This is a genomic window from Flavobacteriales bacterium, assembly GCA_020435415.1.
Lineage (GTDB): Bacteria > Bacteroidota > Bacteroidia > JACJYZ01 > JACJYZ01 > JACJYZ01.
Map to the genome: position 1 here is coordinate 13,269 of JAGQZQ010000033.1, position 19,418 is coordinate 32,686.

The following is a 19,418-nucleotide window of genomic DNA, read 5'->3' on the forward strand; positions in this document are numbered from 1 at the left end:
CTTAAATTGAATCTCTGTATGTGGTGGTGAAGAACGGACGGTTTGCCTGAATCTTTGCAGGGAGGCTGATAGTGTAGGTCTTCCTTTTAGGATTGGCCATACTGCTTTTTTTCAGCCAGGGGTTCAGCAGTTTCAGTGTTTTATACTTGATGTGATGGGCCAATGCAAAGTCGACCAGGTTGTTGATGGTTGTGTCTACCGTGATTTTCTCTGTTTTGATCGGAGGATAGAAGTCGCTTGGGCGTATCATAAATCCGTATTTCTCCGGATCGGTATAGAGTTCTCTCATGGCAAGCATACGGAATACATAACGGGAGGTCTCCTCGTTCAGGTACAGGTCGTAGTAGTTATTATTCTTCTGAAGATCCACCTGGTTCTGAATACCCTGCATTCCCCGGTTATAGGATGCGGCGGCCATGGTCCACGAGCCAAACTTGTTACGTGCCTCTTTCAGGTATCTGCATGCGGCGTGGGTGGCCATTTCCAGGTTGTAGCGTTCGTCCACTTCGGAGCTCACCTCCATGCCATAATCCGGCGCTGTTTGTTCCAGGAACTGCCAGAAGCCTGCTGCCCCGAGTGGTGAAACAGCGGGTCTGAAGCCGCTTTCGATAAGTGCGAGGTACTTGAAGTCATCCGGTACGCCTTCTTCTTTCAGAATGGGCTCGATCACGGGAAAATACCGATGGGCCAGTTTGATGCTGAGGAGGGTATTGGACTGCCAGTAGGTATTAACAATGATCTCACGGTCCAGTCTTTCATGGATATCAATGTCATTCACCGGTACTTCCTCGCCGGCGAATTTCAGATCTTCGGGCAGCTGGGGTGGGAAAATACGATAAGTGTCGTGGAACGCTTCACGGAAAACTTTTGATTCCTTTGTTTCATCAAAAGAAAATACGAAAAGCTTTACCGCAAAAAAAGAGAGTACCAATACAATGGGTAAGCCCAGCCACTTAGTCTTTTTCCACATCTTTACTTTTCTCATGCCGGGGTTCATGTGTTCTTCTCGTGATTGTGAGTAAGGTAACAAAGGTTCCGACAACAAAGGTGGTCAGCAATGCACCGCATATACCATTCCAAGCCATCCTGCCAGAAACCAGGAGAACCACCAAAATTAGTGATATCGTTGAAATAGACCAAAACAATACAGCTACATGATGATCCTTAAGTCCAAGATATACGAGATGGTGCGTGGTATGATCCCGGCCTCCGATAAAAGGCGAGCGCCTTTTGGACAGCCGGTTAATGAATACAATGGTGGTATCCGATACCGGCAGCAGGAAGGCCATTAAAGTCATGATCAGGCGTTGCCCCGGAAGTCCGGCTTCCAGATTGTGATTCCATAAAAAGACGATTCCGATCGCGGCCAGAAAGATACCCAGGAACTGACTGCCGGTATCGCCCATATACATCTTGGAAGGATTCCAGTTATAATAAAGGAAGCCTAATAAAGCGGATAATACACCAAGCAACCACATCAGGTGGAGGTGTTGTATTTGTCCGGTGACAACCATGATGGACAAGGCCAGGGTGACCACGGAAATGGCCACGGTGGTGGTGATGGCATCCATGTTATCCAACATGTTGATGGAGTTCATCATTCCTACCACCCAGAATACGGTAAGTAAGTGGTTTGGCATTTCCTGTGAAAACCATTGAATGGTGATGCCTGATGAGGTAAGCAACACGCCGCAAACGATCTGCACTCCGAACTTTAACCACGGCCGGGTGTTGTAAGCATCGTCTGCCAGGCCCATAAGAAATGCAAGCGTTGTGGCCGACAGGATGCCGAGGAACTGACCGTCATGGATCAAATTTTCCTTGTTAAAGAAGATGGCATAACAAGCGGTGGATAGCAGGAAGATGATGAAAAAGGCGATGCCGCCGAACGCTGGTTTGGACTGGCTGCCCCAACGAATGATGGTTTCCTCGGTGTTGCGGATGCCCAGCGTTTTGGAAAAGCGAAGGAATAATCCGTTGATCAGTACCGAAAAAAGCAGGCAGAAAAAAAAGAAAACAACATATATGGTTACCGGTGGAGCGTCAGAAGGCATGGCCAGGTATGTTAGAACGGGCTTTTGTAATCGGCAAGTCTTATGCCCAGGGTATCCTTGGCAGAGAGTATAGGGGCATCGGTTCCCCATTCGATGGCCAGATCAGGGTCATTCCAGCAAATTGTTCGTTCCGAGTCCTTGTTATAATTATTACTGCACTTGTATTGAAAAATGGTATCCGGTTCGAGGGTGATAAAGGCATGTCCAAACCCTGCAGGGATCAGGAAAAACCGGCTGTCGTCACCGGATAACTCGACCTTCACATATTGTCCGAATGTGCGTGATCTGACGCGAAGATCTACGGCAATATCCATGACACGTCCTTTCAAAACACTTACCAGCTTTGCCTGTGCATAGGGTGGTTCCTGTAGATGAATGCCGCGTAGCGTACCCACATCCTTTGACAGAGAGAGGTTGTCCTGCACAAATTCTTCTGTTATTCCGTGGCTTACAAACCGGTCCCTGTTGTAGGTTTCCATAAAGTAGCCGCGTTCATCACCGAATTTCTGCGCCTCAATGATCATGGCACCTTCCAATGAAGTTGGGGTAATGTTCATCTTGCTTTGCGTCTCTTTTTGGAGAAAAGTCTTTTTACTATGCTGTTTTTCCGTGATGAGTCATCGTCGTAATAACCATAGCCATAACCGTACCCATAACCGTATTCCGACCCGTAACCGTAACCGTATCCATATCCGTGTTGGGTGATGTTGACCCCATTCAGAATGACTGATAGCTTCTTGATGTTGTTCTCAGACATCAACTTATTCACATTTTTAAGGAATGTTCTTTTGGAGAAATTCGCTTTCAGAATATAGATAGGATAGTCGGCCTTTTGGATGTTTGTCAGACCATCAGTTACAATCCCAACGGGCGGGTTGTCAATAAGGATGATATCGTACTTTTTCTTCAACTCATTTACCACCTCGTCCATCCGTGGGTCCATGATCAACTCGGAAGGGTTGGGAGGAATAGGGCCTGCCGTAATGAAGTGCAAGTTGGGTAATGCGCTTGTACGGATACAATTGTCCACTGTATCTTTCCCGATCAGCAGGGTGCTCATGCCCTGGTCGTTGACAGAAGAAAATCCGAGATGGATCTTGGGTTTCCTGAGATCCAGGTCAAGAACGATTACCTTTTTGCCGGCGTATGCGAGGATACCACCCAGGTTGATGGTGATGAAGGTCTTACCTTCACCGGAGATGGTGGAGGTAACCGCAATGGACTTCGGGCCCGGTTCATTGGAAATGTATTGCAGATTGGTACGTATGGACCGGAAGGATTCGGAAATGAGCGACTTTGGCTTTTTATCTACAATCAATTGCGATACCGGTATTTTTTCTTTGTGTTTGGGTACAATTCCAAGAATGGCGGCACGGGTGTATTTCGATACTTCATTCAGGGAAGTAATCTCATTGTAGGTGACATAGTCTGTGATAATAATACCGATACCGATGAGAAGGCTCAAACCGATGGCTGCAAAAATGATCAGCGGGCGATTCGGAGAGATGGGGCTGCCCGGAACAACCGCCTCGGCCAGAATGATATTTTTTGAGACATAGCCGGCTTTGGAAATCTGGTACTCCGCTTTCTTTTCCAGCAGCAGGGTATAGAATTTTTCGTCGGTGCTATATTGCCGTTCCAGCTGTTCCAGCTCAATTTCCTTTGTCGGACTTTTGTTAAACACGGCTTCTATCTCGTCTATCTTTGCTTCAAGGCTGGATTTTTTTCCTTCCAGTTTACCTTTGATGGCAATGATGCTTTTGATCAGCAGCCCTTTTTGAATCTCAATCTGGTATTCCAATGCTTTGATGCCCGGGTTGATCTCATTCACAGAGTAAAGCGCTTCCTCCCGGCTTACGAGCATGTTGTTCAGCCGGCTGATCATCTGGGAGATTGTTCCGCCAAAAGAAGTTCCGGCAAGCAAAGGCAGAAGGTCGTGTACGCTTTTATTGCTGTTGGTATCCCTGATGACCGATTCAAGTTCCTGGACAATGCTTAATTCCAGTTCCGTGCTCACCTTCTCATCCTCAAGTTTATCAAGGCGCTCCATGTACTTGGTTGAAAGTTCTTCCAGGGTCCTGATCTTGTTCTCATTCTTGAATGATCTCAGAATCTTCGCCATGCTTTGAAGCCGGGTATAAACCGTGTCAATCTGCTGTTCGATGAACTCAAGAATATTGGTTGCGCTGCGGGCGGTGCTTTCCAGATCATACCTGGTAAACTTCTGCGCTATGGCGTTGGCGATGGCAGCGGTCTTTTTCCGGTTGTAATCCGTCACGGAAATGTTGATCGTATTGGCAGCTTCACTCTGCAGGTTGATGTTGATCTTGTCTGCATACTTGGCCGACAGGTGGTCTGCATTGTTGATGACGATGAAGTATTCATTTCCGGAAAGTACATTGTCCAGCTGTTCCTCGTCTTTGATCGTTGCCTTGATCCGGCCGAAACCCACCTTATTCCATTCCCCAGTACTGATCTCTTCCGTTCGTGTTGTGTCGTGAAGATTATACAACAGGGACAGGTAGCCTTCGTGTTCTGAGCGATGAATGTAAATGGACGTGTTGTAGATATTTTCATTCTCTACTTCCACTGAGATGGCGACAGAAGCGTTGCCATACTGGTCCGCCACCGTTACATCCCCCTTGGTAAAATGTTCAACTTTCAGGTCCAGGTCTTTCAGTACGGATTGCAGGAAGATTTCGGAACGCAACAGTTCTACTTCTTCAGCCACGTTGTCTAATTCCCGGATACTTTCAACGTTCAGAACCCGGCTGGCTTCATTGGTCTTCTTTACCTGAACCACCGTCGAAGCTTGAAAAAGCTCCCGCTTAAAATGAAGGTAGGCATAACTGGCGCTTAGGAAAGCAATCAGCAGAAGGATCAGCCAGACCAGTCTTCTTTTTGTGATAAACAAAAAGAGACCCAGATCAAACTCTTCGTTGAACGTAGGGATTCTGATTTCACCCATGCGTTATTGTTTAAATACGCTATATATGAATACAGAGCTTGTGATCAATCCGACAATCGGGGATATTTCGCTTAGAAGGGTTTGACTTAGTCGCAATGTGGGTTGCACGTAAATGATATCATTTGCCTGCAGGATAACGCCACCTTCGGCTGTGCCGTCAATGGTGGATAAGTCTATCAGGAATACCTGGGGGTCATGCGGTTTCCCACGGATCAGTTTGATGCGTTTGGCCTTGCCGCGTGAACTGATGCCGCCTGCCAATGCCAGTGCTTCCAGAAGTGTGGTGTTCTCGTTTTCAAGTCTGATGACCTTGGCATTGCTGCCGCTGCCGGGGAAGACGGTGACCCGGCGGTTGTTGATCTTTAGTACGATGAATGGTTTGTTGTAATACGTGGCATATGTTTCTTCGAGGAACTTTTCTGCTTCACGGATGGTCATACCCGCAAGGTGGGTTCGTCCGAGGATGGGCAGCTTCACATTTCCGTCGAACTCGACCAGGTAATCATACCCGTTCCTTCTTTCGTATTGAGCGTTATTGTTGGACGCAGACGCAATGTCAATCAGTTTGAAACCGTCATTGGCATAAATCCTGAAATCCAGAATGTCATTGGGGGCGATCTTGTATTCCACACCAACCGTATCCATCGGCAGTTCATCAAACTGATAACCCGGAGGGGTCCGAAGCATGTGGCTGGGGTTTAACATGTTGCATGACGACAATACCAGGAGGGCTAAACCTATGATGCAAGTATTTCTCATTCAGGATGGTGCATTTACATGAACATACAAAAGTATCAAAATTCTGATGACGTACTCAGTAATTCAATATAGAGGTCATGGATGTCCTTTGCCAAACGTGCTCTGCCAAACCGTTCCAGCACAAAATCCCTACCCGCCGAACCAAATTCCCGCCGCTTGTCAGCATCAGACACCAGATCTGAGACGTATTCTACAAAGGGCGCTGACTCTTCGCGGGGAGAGATAAAGCCTGAAACGCCATCTCTGACTACATTGGTTACGCCCCCTGCATCCGTGCTGACAACAGGGTTGCCGGCAGCTTGTGCTTCTATCAAACTCACCGGCGTCCCTTCGTTCAGGGAAGTAAGGACCACCAGGTCCAGTCCGGCATTGGCCCATGCCACATTTTTTATCCAGGAGGTAAAGAGCAGGTTATGGTCGGGGGTGATTTCTGTGTTCATGCCATTCGTTTGAAAACCCAGTTCACGTGCCTGAACGGAAAGGTCTTCACGCAATGCCCCATCTCCGATGATCAGAAATTTAACCTTTCCGGGGTAGCGCATGTTGACTTGCTGCATGGCCCGGAGAAACAGGGCATGATCCTTCACCGGTACAAGTCTCCCTATAATCCCTATGGCGATCTGATCGCTTTCAATGTGATATCGTTTCCTGAAATCATCTCTGTAACCCGGTTCTGTGTCTGAGAATTTTGCCAGATCCAGTCCCAGTGGCACCACACGCATTTTTTCTGCAGGGCAGATTTTGTGTTGGGTAGAAAGTTCTTCTTTCTGTACTTCGCTGATGGCGATGATGGCCTGACTTCTGGCAGCCAGGTATCGTTCGATCTGTTTAAAGATTCCCGTCTTAACCGGATTGAAATAGGAATGGAATACATGTCCGTGAAAAGTGTGTACGATGACCGGAACATTTTCCCTGATTGCGGCCAGTCTGCCAAGCAGGCCCGCTTTTGATGCGTGTGTATGGACGATATGCGGGCGATATTCTCGTATGATCTTGCGGATCTGGCGGTATGCTTTCCAATCCTCCAGCAACCGGATGTCCCGTTGCATCGCAGGAATGATAAGAGGCTCTATGCCTGCTTCCCGTGCGATGAACTCGGAACTTTCTTCATCGTCATTTTTTACTCCGCCGATCAGTTTTGTTTCAAACGGGTCGGTCAGGTCCTTTGTCAAATGCACGGCATTAAACGTGGGGCCTCCCAGATTGAATCGGTTAATGATGCGGAGAATGCGGTACATTATAATAGTAAGTAGTAGTTAGTAGATAGTCATTAGTAAATGGACATTCGAAATGATTCCCCTGCATTCTTAATTAAACGTTTTTTCCCACCAATGTTGAAACACCAGCAGTCCCCAGATCCTGGCGGGGGCATCTCCGGCATGGTGGGTGGACCGGGATTGGTTCAATAAGTGGGTGACTTCTTCGTATTGGAAAATACCTTGTGCTTGCAGGAAGTCGTGGCTCAGCACCCTGTCCACATCTTCTTTCAGGGAAGTGTTCAACCATTGCCGGATTGGAACTTCAAAACCCTTTTTCGGGCGATCAAATATCTCCGCAGGCAAGAGGTCTGCGAAGGCTGTTCCAAGAATCCACTTTTGTCTTTCTTTGCGATATTTAAGATGGAATGGCAATTCCCGCGCGATTTTGACCACATGATGATCGAGGAAGGGAACACGCACTTCCAGTCCGCAAGCCATGGACATGCGGTCCGTTTTGGTAAGCATATCATTGGGGAGGACGGTGCGCATATCGGCCAGCAGGATGTCTTCCAGATCGGAGCTGCGGCCATCTATGCCAAGTGTGATCCCGGATATTCTTTCTGAAACCATGTTGGTTGATTTCAGCAGGCACAGTTTATCGGTCATATCCCCGCTGGTGAACCCACACCACCTCCAATAGCGTTCTTTTGGGGAAAGTTGAAGACCTTCGAGGTACTTGAGCCATTTTCTGTTCAGGTCGCCGATGCGGGAAGTTCTGTCATGAGGGAGTCGTCTGCTCAGGTTATCCAGGATTGGCAGGGCCGGTCTGGGCCAACGGTTATGTCTCGCAAGCCATTCGGCCTTGTGTTTGCGATAGCCTCCAAGCATCTCATCGCTGCCATCACCGGAAAGCGCCACCGTAACGCGGGTGCGAACAAATCGGGAGAGGACGTGTACGGCAATGGCGGACGAGTCGGCGAACGGATCATCCATAGTTGTAAGCAGGTGACGTGCACTATCCTGCAGATCATCTTCTTGGATGTGAAAGGTGGTGTGGTCGCTGCCGATATGTTTGGCGGTGAGTTCCGCCTCCCGGCTCTCGTCAATTTCCGGATGATCCTTAAACCCAATGGTAAATGTTTGCAGGTTTTTTGTCTCTTTTGCCGCGAGGGCGCTGATAATGGCAGAGTCCATGCCTCCGCTCAGGAATGCACCCAAAGGGACATCGGAGACCAATCTTGATCTGACGGAAGCCTCCATGGCCTCTCTGAACCGCTTGATCTGATCCTGGCCATCGTAAACGTTTGCTTCCGGAATGGTGTACCAGCAACGGGTTTGCCACTGGCCTTTTTTGAGTATACCACTATGCCCTGGTGGTAATTGTTCCAATCCTTTGATCATGGAGAAAGCGCCCGGTATATAGTTCAGGTGCAGATAAAGGTGCAGCGAGTCTGTGTCAATTGTCCTGGGAACCGGATATGCCAGGATGGCTTTGGCCTCGGAGGCGAAACAAAAGAAGTCCGGTGAGGAAAAAATGTAAAGCGGTTTGATGCCCATCCGGTCCCTGGCCAGGAAAAGGGTGTGGTCATGTTTGTCGAATATGGCCAGGGCAAAGAAGCCATTCACCTTTTCAACGAAGGCTTCGCCATATTCGATGTAGAGATTCAGAATGACTTCCGTATCGGAATCGGTTCTGAATGCATGGCCTTTGGCTGTGAGTTCTTCGCGAAGGGATTTGAAGTTGTAGCACTCGCCATTATAAACGATGACGTAACGGTCTTGCGTATCGGTCATCGGTTGATGCGCTCCAGCAGTGGGGTCCAGTACCGAAAGTCGGCAATGTCCCAATGCCGCAACATCCAGGTTGCAAACCTCCTGGTGGTCCGGGCCTCTGTGATTCAGCCTGTCAGTTGCCTGCCGGCAGTGAGCAAGCGCGGATCTTCCGTTGGCGGTGGTGGCTACGATGCCAGTGATACCACACATGGAAGGCCGTCTGTTTGTTTACAGATGAATGACCTCGTCGTACGCTGCGGCCACAGCTTCCATCACGGCTTCAGACATGGTGGGGTGGGGGTGAACCGCCTTGATGATCTCATGTCCGGTCGCTTCAAGTTTGCGGGCTGTAACCACTTCGGCGATCATTTCCGTCACGTTTGCACCAACCATGTGAGCACCCAGCCATTCGCCGTACTTGGCGTCAAAGATCACCTTAACAAAACCATCTTTGTTGCCGCCAGCACTGGCTTTACCTGATGCGGAATACGGGAACTTCCCAACCTTGATATCGAATCCTGCTTCTTTCGCTGCTTTCTCTGTATAGCCTACGGATGCTACCTCAGGTTGACAGTATGTGCATCCCGGAATATTATTGTAATCGATCGGTTCAACATGATGTCCGGCGATCTTTTCCACACAAAGAATTCCTTCTGCGGAGGCTACGTGCGCCAACGCCTGGCCTCCTACGCAATCACCAATGGCATAGATGCCGGGGATGTTGGTTTGATAATAATCATTCACCAGGATCTTGCCTTTATCGGTGGCTATGCCGGTTTCTTCCAGTCCCAGGTTTTCCAGATTTGCTGAGATTCCAACTGCAGAAAGGACGATGTCGCAATCCATTTTTTCTTCTCCCTTTTTTGTCTTGATCACCACTTTGCATCCGGTGCCTTTGGTGTCGACGGATTCAACGGAAGAATCGGTCATGACATTCATGCCCATTTTTTTGAAAGAGCGTGCCACCTGTTTTGATACTTCTTCATCTTCAAGAGGGAGGATGTTTGGCAGGTATTCCACCAATGTCACTTCTGTGCCCATAGCCTGATAGAAATAGGCGAACTCAGAACCTATCGCACCGGAACCCACAACGATCATGGATTTCGGTTGCTTGGGAAGATTCATGGCCTCACGGTATCCGATGACCTTTTTGCCATCCTGTTTAAGGTTCGGGAGTTCACGTGAGCGGGCGCCAACAGCAATAATGATATGGTTGGCAGAATATTCCGTGACCTTGCCTTCGGCGTCCTTAACAGCAACTTTCTTTCCGGGCTTAAGTTGACCGGTGCCCTGAATATGATCTATCTTATTTTTCTTAAAGAGAAACTGGATGCCTTTGCTCATACCATCGGCTACGCCGCGGCTACGCTTTACCACCGCACCGAAATCAGCATCGGCACCCTTTACGTTGATACCGTAGTCGGCTGCGTGGTTGATATATTCAAATACCTGGGCACTTTTGAGGAGTGCCTTGGTCGGGATGCATCCCCAGTTCAGGCAAATACCGCCCAGTTCGGATCGTTCAACCACACCTACTTTCATGCCCAGTTGGGACGCACGGATGGCCGCTACATATCCTCCCGGGCCACTTCCGATTACTATCATATCATAATTCATCGCACTAATATTTTATAAGATTCATATTCTATCGTTTGACGATTTAAACCGCCGCAATGACCGATATTTCAACATTCACTCCCTTGGGTAACCCTGCAACAGCAACTGTTTCTCTGGCGGGAAAGTCGGACGTGAAATAAGAGCCATAAATTTCATTCACCTGTGCAAATAACCCCATATCCGACAAAAAGATGCTGGTCTTTATCACATGATCAAAGGTCAGTCCAGCCTCAGAAAGAATTGCTTTCAGGTTTTCCATCACGCGTTTGGTCTCATCGTTCACATTGCCTGTTTCCAGTTTCCCGGTTTCAGGGTTCAATGCAATCTGTCCGGATATAAAAACCATGTTTCCTGTACGGATTGCCTGGTTGTAAGGGCCTATCGGGGCCGGCGCGTGTTTGGTATTGATCACTTGTTTCATGGGGTAGAAATTGTGGAAAGGGGATGATCCCTTTCGGCTGCCAAATATAGCATTTGTATATGAAAAGTGCATGGATAATCAGCAACTGCATACAGCAACTGTATACAGGGGAGAGGAGAAGCTTCATAAGCTGAACCGGTTAGCCCCGGTATCAGTGTGAACCTGCCTGCCAACACCCGGCCTGTGTGACGGCAGGTAGGCATAAAGCAACAGAGAGAACGGAACGTTAAGAAATGACCCGGTGAGTCATTTTAGCAACGAGCCGGCTTGCAAGGCCAGGTCCAATTTGGGGCAAGGAGGCACACAACAAGGATAAAAGCAACAAGAGCATACATACGAGCATACATACGGTAAGCCAAATGAGTAAAATGGTTAATGACTGTTTTACAGAGAGGGGCATTACATTCCGGATGGAGTGATATGGATATTTTTTCGTGTTAATCAGGTATGGTAGGAGCGGCTGAATGTGGTTCTGCCTCTCATATCAATCGATACAGGTTTTTATCGGGTCTGAGGAGAGGCCGCGTGAATGGCTTCTGCAAAAGCAGGTTTGAGATTCTTTCCCTGGTGGTGGTTTGAATTTATAGTCCGATAATTTCCGGAGCTACATTCCCGATTAGGGAATAATTAAGTGTCAATACCTAATATCCTGGAAAGGAGATTCACCTGTAAAGGATCAATCACAATATTTTGGTAAAGCTCAAATTACCTGTAAATATAGGCGACCCAAGAAATCAATAACCTCCTTCTTTCGACTATTGCCAAAAAAAATGTTGCATTTTAAAAACGTTAATTCTAATATTACATCGTGAAAATTTGGTATGATTAATCAAGTATGGATTTCTCCGGGTTTGAATCTTCGATCCGCGGAGGTATGTGATATTTGCGTAAGGATTTTTTGTGTAGAAGATCAGGCTCCCACTCCTTTCAGAAGGAGTTAAAGTTTGCCGGGAAGCGAGAGAATACGGATGGCATCCTCTTTTTAATCATTCATGTTTTAGGTTTAATACAGAATTGTTACCGGAATGGTAGCCTTATGTGGTTACGCCATTTCAAAATACCGACACAGGAATAATGAATATATCATACAATAAGAAGACAGTAATGATGGCGGTGGAGGCAGCTGCATTTGTGACAGGGTCATCGTTGTTTCCTTATTCATTGGAAAGTCCTATGGTTCCTGCATCATCCTTTTTATATGATCTCAATCATATTTCGCTATTTAATTTACACCGAATTTTGAAAGGCTGAAAATCGAATTATGGGAATGACGGAGCAAGGTACTACTGCCCCCTCTTCAATTAGATCTGGACCGGAAGATAGATTACTCCGGAAGTGGCTGAGAACTGCGCTTTATTTTTTTCTTGCCGCATCCATTCTGGGAGTTTTGATGCGATTTATGTTCGTGACGGAGGTGCCTTTTTTGAAATACAAGCATATTCTTCACTCTCACTCGCATACGGCCATGCTTGGCTGGATTTTTATGCTTTTAACCGCAGGGATGATATACTGCCTGCCAGGTTTACTGCCACTTAAAAACTACCGGCTTATTTATGTACTGAACATAATTGCTGTTGCAGGAATGCTTGTGTCTTTTTTATGGCAGGGTTACGGAGCGATCAGTATCCTGTTTTCCACTCTCCATATTATTACCATGTACATTTTTGCTTTCATGTTCTTAAAAGCTATTATAAAACGAAGTCCTTCCGAAAGTAAAGTGTTTTTCAAATGGGGAGTGATATGGATGGTGGTTTCCAGTCTGGGTATTTGGTCATTAGGAGTAACAAGCAGCCTGCTCGGCAAGCTTCACCCTTTGTTCTATGCAAGCGTACAGTTTTTCCTGCACTTCCAGTTCAACGGCTGGTTTACCTATACAACCATTGGTCTTTTAATACACTACCTGAATCGTTCAGGCAAGCAGGTTAAAATTCCCGGATATGTTTTCGTTCTGATCCAGCTATCGCTCCTGCTCACATATACCCTAAGTATTACCTGGAGCAATCCGCTCGAAATATTATTCCACCTGAATGCATTAGGCGTGATCCTGCAGCTGATTGGTTATGGCCTGGTATTGAAGGATATTTTCAAAGTGTTGTTCTCCGGAAAAAAACCGTGGAGCACCTGGTCCGACCGTCTCATCCTGGCAGGTCTTTTCAGTCTGTTATTTAAGATCCTGATACAGGCTTTGGTAGTTTGGCCTTCGGTTGCGGTTATTTCCTATACTATCAGGAATTATGTCATTGCATTCATTCACTTGATCATGCTGGGTTCCATTACCTTTAGTATTTGCGGCATCCTTTTAAAGGAGCAGGTACTTCCATTGAATCGTACGGCAAAAACCGGCTGGATCTTGTTGCTGGCCGGATTTCTGTTAACGGAATTCACCCTGTTCGGACAAGGAACCATGTTCTGGATGGGACAAGGCTTTATTCCCGGATATTATCTCATACTGCTGGTCTTTACACTCCTCATACCTCTGAGTATCATTTTCATTCTTCGCGGGTTCCGAACATCCGGCAAAAAAGCCTGGCCATTAAATTTCTTGAACAACTTTTTGGTATGACTAACTTCAGCTAAATATTTGATTGAAATCATAATAAAGAACTTCAACGACTTATATTTTTGAACCATTAAACTATTAAGCAATGAGAAAGATCAAAACATTCGCACTACTCTCGCTCACTTACTTATTTATCTGGTCTTGCGGGGGAGGAGGAGAAGGAAGTAAATCTGACCCGAACCGTAAAAGCACGACGGGTACTTCGGAAGAAACTACAGAAGCAAAAGAAGTACCTAAAGCAGGCAATCCGAAAGGCATCGGAGAGATCAAAGAAGTCAAACTGACGGACCCATTAGATGAAAATATGATAGCCAGCGGAAAGGCCATTTATGAAATGAAATGTTCTGCATGTCACAAACTGACCGACCAAAAGGTTGTTGGACCGGGGTGGGCAGGTGTTACCAACAGACGAAGGCCAGAGTGGATCATGAACATGATCACTAATGTGGATGTTATGCTGGATAAAGATCCACAGGCACAAAAACTGCTCGAAGAGTGTTTGACCAGAATGCCAAATCAGGGAGTATCAACCGGAGATGCCAGGAACGTCCTTGAATACATGCGCAAAAATGATCTTGAACAAACCAACAGTAAAGACCAGGCCGTAAAAGGTTAAATCCGTAAAATTATGAAAAAGAGAAGTTACATTCAATATTTATCGGTTCCGTTCGCTGTACTTGCAACACTTGCATCTTGCCAAAATAAGGATGTTAAAACAGTCGTGGAGGGTAATGTTACTGACCAGGTTTATGTAGCACCAGGCGAATATGATGAGTTTTACGCCTTTTTATCGGGAGGTTTTAGTGGACAGATCACTGCTTATGGCCTTCCTTCAGGAAGATTATTAAAAGAGATTCCGGTATTTTCAGTTTATCCTGAAAATGGCTATGGATACAGCGAAGAAACCAAAGCTATGTTCAATACCTCTTATGGTGTAATTCCCTGGGATGATTCTCACCATATAGAACTTTCTCAAACCGACGGGGAGTTCGACGGCAGATGGTTATTTGTAAATGGCAATAATACCCCCCGCATTGCCCGCATTGACCTAACTACCTTTGAAACTGTGGAAATACTGGAAATTCCGGATGTTGCAGGATTGCATTGCGCTCCGTTTGTAACTGAAAATTCGGAATACCTTGTTTCAGGTACACGCTTCAGTTTACCTATTCCTCAGAAGGATGTTCCCATCAGTTCCTACAAAGAAAACTTTACCGGACTTATCAATTATGTATCCGTTGATGCCAAGACAGGTGAAATGGACCTGGCTTTCCAGATATCCATGCCCGGTTTTAACTACGATCTGGCAAGGAATGGAAAGGGGAAATCTCATGGCTGGAGTTTCCTTACAACGTATAACTCAGAACAGGCGCACACCTTATTGGAAGTGAATGCTTCCCAAAAAGACAAAGACCTGATGGCCATCATCAACTGGAAAAAGGCTGAAGAGTATCTTAAGCAGGGGAAATTCACCGAACGGACTACTTCGTACTTCCATAATTTAATCGATGAAAAAACCGGCATTGCAGCATCACAAGAAATGAAAACCACCAGGATCATCGATCCTAAGGAATGCCCCGGTATGGTCTATTTCATTCCCGTTCCCAAATCACCGCACGGTTGTGATGTCGACCCATCCGGCGAATACATTGTCGGAAACGGTAAACTTTCTGCTGACATGAGCATTTATTCATTCGATAAATTAATGGCTGCCATAGAATCGAATGATTTCGCAGGAGACATTGACGGCATTCCTGTGATCAATTATGAATCCGGCTTGCACGGTATACTTACCAAGCCTGGACTTGGCCCTCTTCACACGGAATTCGACGGCAAGGGATTTGCCTATACTACCTTTTTCATTTCTTCTGAAGTTGTAAAATGGAATGTGGAAAAACTGGAAGTGGTAGACAGGCAATCAACTTTCTACTCACCTGGCCACCTTGTTATTCCCGGTGGAGAAACAAAAAAACCATTTGGCAAATACCTGGTGGCAATGAATAAGATCACCAAAGACCGTTATCTTCCGACAGGTCCGGAACTGGCACACAGCGCCCAGCTTTTTGACATCTCCGGAGATAAAATGAAATTGTTGCTGGATTTCCCAACCAAGGGAGAACCTCATTACGCACAAGCCATACCGGCCTCCAAAATACAACCGAACTGCAAGAAATTCTATAAAATAGAAGAGAACAAGCATCCTTATGTAGCCAAAGGTGAAGGACAGGCAAAGGTGGAAAGAAAAGGAAACGAGGTCCATGTGTATATGACGGCCATACGATCTCACCTGGCCCCTGATAACATTGAAGGTGTGAAAGTAGGGGACAAGGTTTATTTTCATGTGACCAACCTCGAACAAGACTGGGATGTTCCTCACGGTTTTGCCATGCAAGGGGCTGCTACCGCTGAAATACTAATCATGCCTGGGCAAACACGTACCCTTCTTTGGGAGCCCGGATCAGTTGGTATTTATGCATATTACTGCACCGACTTCTGCTCTGCTCTGCATCAGGAAATGTCTGGTTATATGCGTGTGTCTGCCCAGGATTCGAATGTGCCGCTTAGGTGGTCGCTTGGCGAGAATATTGAAGACAAGGTAGAAATTCCTGAAAGTTAACTTTAATTTACCGTCCTCAGGTCCGTGGTACAGGCTTATGATCTAAGCCTGTACCTTTCCAACTAGGAGGAAATTATGAAGAGTATCAAACAGTTGCCGAGAATTCTTATGTTCATTGCGATCATAAGCTTGTGTGGTGTATTCCTCTTCCCCTTATGGAAAATTACACTGGATGCTGCCCAGTTCCCGGGAGGACTGGAGCTTAATATCTGGATCAACAGGTTTTCAGGTGGTGAAGAAGGAGAATACATTATTCAAAATATCAACATCCTCAATCATTACATCGGCATGCAGTTTATAGAGCCGGACTCCATTCCGGAACTTATTTACTTTCCCTATGTGATCTTTGGTATGCTACTGCTCGGGATCATCTCCATATTGATCAACCGCCAATGGGGATATGTAAGCTGGACAACCTTGTTGTGCATTCTGAGCGGACTGGGAGTCTACGATTTCTATTTATGGATGTATGATTACGGACATAACCTGGATCCGAATGCCCCAATCAAAGTGTCTGGCATGACCTATATGCCTCCGTTGTTCGGAGAAAAAGACCTGCTGAATTTTTATGTCGCCTCCTACCCTGCAACGGGAACTTTTTTTCTCTGTGGAACCATAATGCTGGCTTTTCTGGCCTTCTATTTTTCAAAGAAAACACAGAACCAATGAACCGAATGGCCTTGACTTTTTTTCTCTGTGGCACGATTATGCTTGCTTGTACCACCAGACCGGAACAGATCAATTACGGAAAGGATCAATGTGCTTTTTGTAAGATGACCATCGCTGAACTAAAGTTTGGTGCCGAACTGGTAACGGATAAAGGAAGGATTTTTAAATATGATGCTATTGAATGCCTGTTGCGCCATATTCATGATGACGCACTTTCGTATCAAAACCTTCTTGTGGTTGGCTATGATACTCCCAAGCAACTTCACCCGATTGATTCTCTGATCTTTGTTAACTCACCGAACTACAAAAGCCCAATGGGTGCCAACTTAGCGGCGTTTTTCCATAAGAATGCACTGCCGGAAAGCGAACGTTCCAAAGTATTGGAGTGGACAGATCTCATGAATAAGTTCAAAACCGATTAGGACACCTGCATGACCGGTTCTAAATTAAGTCTGTGCCTTCTGCCTTTTCTTTTTTTGTTTTCCCCGCATGTGCAGGGTAACCGGCTGACCGTTGAAAAAAACGGCAAATTTTCTTCTATTGCTTCTGCCATTACCGTTGCAATGCCAAACGATACGGTAATTGTACAACCTGGTCGCTATAAAGAGCATTCCCTGGTCATCGATAAACCACTGACCATTACAGGATCAAAACAACCTGTTATAGATGCGGAAGAACAAGCAGAGGATATCTTTATCATAGCTGCCAACGAAGTTCACATCTCCGGCTTTGTCCTGGAAAATACGGGAGTCAGTTATCTGAAGGAGGTTGCAGCGATAAGGGTAAAACAAGCCAAATCAGGCAGCATTGGTGAAAATACCATTCGCAACTGCTTTTTTGGGATCTATCTTGAATACACCTCCCATTTCCTTGTAAAGAATAATGAAATCAGTGGAACGATCATCAATGAAGCTTCTGCGGGAAATGCCATTCATGTGTGGAAAGGAAAGAAGATCAACATAACCGGCAACCGGGTAACCGGACACAGGGACGGTATATATTTTGAATTCGTAGACAGCAGCCTGATCTCCCATAACAAAAGCCAGGGGAACATCCGCTATGGCCTGCATTTTATGTTTTCCAATAACGATGAGTATCTGTTAAATGAGTTCCGGGAAAATGGTGCGGGAGTGGCTGTAATGTTCTCAAAAAAGATCAAAATGAAACAGAACCTCTTCTCAGATAACTGGGGAGGAGCTTCCTACGGACTGTTATTAAAAGAGATCAGTGACGGCGATATTATCGACAATCGTTTTTACAGAAATACTGTTGGGATCATGGCCGAAGGAGCTAACAGACTCAGGGTGGAAAACAATGATTTCATCCTCAACGGAACCGCTCTTGATATAAAAGGAAATACGCTGGATTCAAAGATCGAAAGAAATAATTTTATCGCCAATACCTTTGAAGTGATCACCAATTCCCGATACAACACCAATACTTATAAAAATAATTACTGGAGCAATTACAATGGATATGATCTTAACAGGGACGGCACAGGCGATGTAGCCTACCGGCCGGTCAATGTGTATGCAAAAGTGACAAAAGAGATCCCTGCTGCAACGATCATGTTGCACAGTTTTATCATCCAACTGTTGGATGTTACGGAACGATTGTTTCCTACTGTGATACCGGCGGAATTAGTCGATCATGAACCTAAGATGACGCCCTGGAAGGATGATAAAAATTGAAAATATTACCAAATCCTATAGAAAACAGGTGGTATTGGATGCAGTTGATCTGCAGCTTCAACAGGGATCGTGTATTGCACTGATCGGCCCCAATGGGTCGGGAAAGACAACCCTTATTAAATCCATTCTTGGTTTGGTTTATCCGGATAATGGATCCATCCGGATCAATAATATGGATATCAATAGCGATGCTTCCTATCGCAAATCCATTGGTTATATGCCACAAATAAGTAGGCTGCCTGAAAACATGAAAGTCAGACAATTGTTCAGGATGATAACATTGGTCCGGGAAGACATAAAACCTCAACAGTACGACAAAGAACTTTATCAGTTATTCGAGATCGAGAAGATGGAGCATAAAACCTTAGGCAGCTTGTCGGGAGGTATGCGACAAAAGGTGAGTGCAGCCCTGGCATTCCTCTTTAATCCTCCTGTTCTTATCCTGGACGAACCTACTGCAGCCCTCGACCCGGCAGCAAATGAATATTTCCGGCAAAAAATATACAAGGCAAAAAATGACAATAAGCTCATACTGATCACCTCACATATTCTGAGCGATCTTGAAGGGCTTGTAAATCAAGTCGTTTTTATGATGGACGGCAAAATTCGCTTTCATCAGCCCATTGTTGAAATATCGGAAGAAACAGGAGAATCTCAATTGAATAAAATGATCGTGAGTAAACTTCAAGAAAACGGCCTTACATGGGAAAGTTAATTCGCTATCTGTTATCAGACCTGCTGAGAAACCGCATCATTATCGCCAGCTTTCTTCTTTTTTCGCTTACTGGTTGGGGTCTCTTCCTCCTGGAAAGCAACCCCGAAAAGATCATCATTATTATGCTCCAACTCACTCTGCTCGCATTGCCGTTGCTTACCATGGTATTCGGAAGTATTTATTATTACAATTCGATGGATTTCATCGTATTGATCCTTTCACAGCCCATTCGCCGGACAACGGTGATCAGGAGCTTTTATATCAGCCTGACCGTTGCTTTTATGCTTTGCTACCTGCTGGGCATCGGATTGCCGCTTTTATCGTTTTATCCGGGATTGGCATCTGCTGTCCTCCTGCTATCAGGCCTGTTTCTTA

The 19,418-nt window shown here is 45.9% G+C and carries 17 protein-coding genes; 8 read left to right on the forward strand and 9 right to left on the reverse strand.

Annotation, left to right across the window (positions count from 1 at the left end; translation table 11 throughout):
• Window position 1: 1 nt before the first annotated feature.
• From KDD36_07320 to KDD36_07360, 9 genes are all read right to left on the reverse strand, one after another.
• Window positions 2-985: a lytic transglycosylase domain-containing protein gene (locus tag KDD36_07320; GenBank protein ID MCB0396446.1), complete on the reverse strand. Its 984-nt coding sequence runs from the start codon at window positions 983-985 to the stop codon at window positions 2-4.
• Window positions 954-2,054, reverse strand: coding sequence for an undecaprenyl/decaprenyl-phosphate alpha-N-acetylglucosaminyl 1-phosphate transferase (locus tag KDD36_07325; GenBank protein MCB0396447.1), 1,101 nt, complete (start codon window positions 2,052-2,054; stop codon window positions 954-956). Before KDD36_07325 ends, KDD36_07320 begins: the two co-directional genes overlap by 32 nt.
• Before the next feature lie 11 nt (window positions 2,055-2,065).
• Window positions 2,066-2,611 (reverse strand): dTDP-4-dehydrorhamnose 3,5-epimerase, encoded by a 546-nt coding sequence (rfbC, locus tag KDD36_07330; GenBank protein MCB0396448.1) that lies wholly within the window; start codon window positions 2,609-2,611, stop codon window positions 2,066-2,068.
• Window positions 2,608-5,022 (reverse strand): polysaccharide biosynthesis tyrosine autokinase, encoded by a 2,415-nt coding sequence (locus KDD36_07335; GenBank protein ID MCB0396449.1) that lies wholly within the window; start codon window positions 5,020-5,022, stop codon window positions 2,608-2,610. Before KDD36_07335 ends, rfbC begins: the two co-directional genes overlap by 4 nt.
• Before the next feature lie 3 nt (window positions 5,023-5,025).
• The gene (locus tag KDD36_07340; GenBank protein MCB0396450.1) at window positions 5,026-5,709 is read right to left on the reverse strand and encodes a polysaccharide biosynthesis/export family protein; all 684 of its coding nucleotides are present in this window, start codon (window positions 5,707-5,709) and stop codon (window positions 5,026-5,028) included.
• 107 nt (window positions 5,710-5,816) lie between these two features.
• Window positions 5,817-7,019, reverse strand: a complete 1,203-nt coding sequence (locus KDD36_07345) for a glycosyltransferase (protein MCB0396451.1) — start codon at window positions 7,017-7,019, stop codon at window positions 5,817-5,819.
• Between the two features lie 69 nt (window positions 7,020-7,088).
• Window positions 7,089-8,963: an asparagine synthase (glutamine-hydrolyzing) gene (gene asnB / locus KDD36_07350; protein MCB0396452.1), complete on the reverse strand. Its 1,875-nt coding sequence runs from the start codon at window positions 8,961-8,963 to the stop codon at window positions 7,089-7,091.
• Between the two features lie 18 nt (window positions 8,964-8,981).
• On the reverse strand, window positions 8,982-10,370 hold the full coding sequence (gene lpdA, locus KDD36_07355) for a dihydrolipoyl dehydrogenase (GenBank protein ID MCB0396453.1): 1,389 nt from the start codon (window positions 10,368-10,370) through the stop codon (window positions 8,982-8,984).
• A gap of 43 nt (window positions 10,371-10,413) precedes the next feature.
• Window positions 10,414-10,791, reverse strand: coding sequence for a RidA family protein (locus KDD36_07360; protein ID MCB0396454.1), 378 nt, complete (start codon window positions 10,789-10,791; stop codon window positions 10,414-10,416).
• 1,672 nt (window positions 10,792-12,463) lie between these two features.
• On the opposite strand from KDD36_07360, the gene KDD36_07365 reads away from it, so the two are divergent.
• From KDD36_07365 to KDD36_07400, 8 genes are all read left to right on the forward strand, one after another.
• Window positions 12,464-13,354, forward strand: coding sequence for a hypothetical protein (locus tag KDD36_07365; protein ID MCB0396455.1), 891 nt, complete (start codon window positions 12,464-12,466; stop codon window positions 13,352-13,354).
• Window positions 13,355-13,436: 82 nt separating this feature from the next.
• Window positions 13,437-13,967 (forward strand): cytochrome c, encoded by a 531-nt coding sequence (locus tag KDD36_07370; GenBank protein ID MCB0396456.1) that lies wholly within the window; start codon window positions 13,437-13,439, stop codon window positions 13,965-13,967.
• A 12-nt stretch (window positions 13,968-13,979) separates the two neighbouring features.
• Window positions 13,980-15,968 carry a Sec-dependent nitrous-oxide reductase gene (nosZ, locus tag KDD36_07375; protein MCB0396457.1) on the forward strand — a complete coding sequence of 663 codons (1,989 nt, stop codon included), beginning with the start codon at window positions 13,980-13,982 and terminating at the stop codon, window positions 15,966-15,968.
• 108 nt (window positions 15,969-16,076) lie between these two features.
• A complete protein-coding gene (locus tag KDD36_07380) occupies window positions 16,077-16,637 on the forward strand; it encodes a hypothetical protein (protein ID MCB0396458.1) in 561 nt (186 codons plus the stop codon).
• On the forward strand, window positions 16,634-17,059 hold the full coding sequence (locus KDD36_07385) for a copper-binding protein (protein MCB0396459.1): 426 nt from the start codon (window positions 16,634-16,636) through the stop codon (window positions 17,057-17,059). The genes KDD36_07380 and KDD36_07385 overlap by 4 nt, the downstream gene beginning before the upstream one ends.
• A 9-nt stretch (window positions 17,060-17,068) precedes the next feature.
• Complete coding sequence (nosD, locus tag KDD36_07390) at window positions 17,069-18,328, forward strand: nitrous oxide reductase family maturation protein NosD (protein MCB0396460.1); 1,260 nt, start codon at window positions 17,069-17,071, stop codon at window positions 18,326-18,328.
• Window positions 18,315-19,043 (forward strand): ATP-binding cassette domain-containing protein, encoded by a 729-nt coding sequence (locus KDD36_07395; GenBank protein MCB0396461.1) that lies wholly within the window; start codon window positions 18,315-18,317, stop codon window positions 19,041-19,043. Before nosD ends, KDD36_07395 begins: the two co-directional genes overlap by 14 nt.
• Window positions 19,031-19,418: ABC transporter permease (locus KDD36_07400; protein MCB0396462.1), on the forward strand; the 388-nt coding region annotated here is incomplete at its 3' end. The genes KDD36_07395 and KDD36_07400, both read left to right, overlap by 13 nt.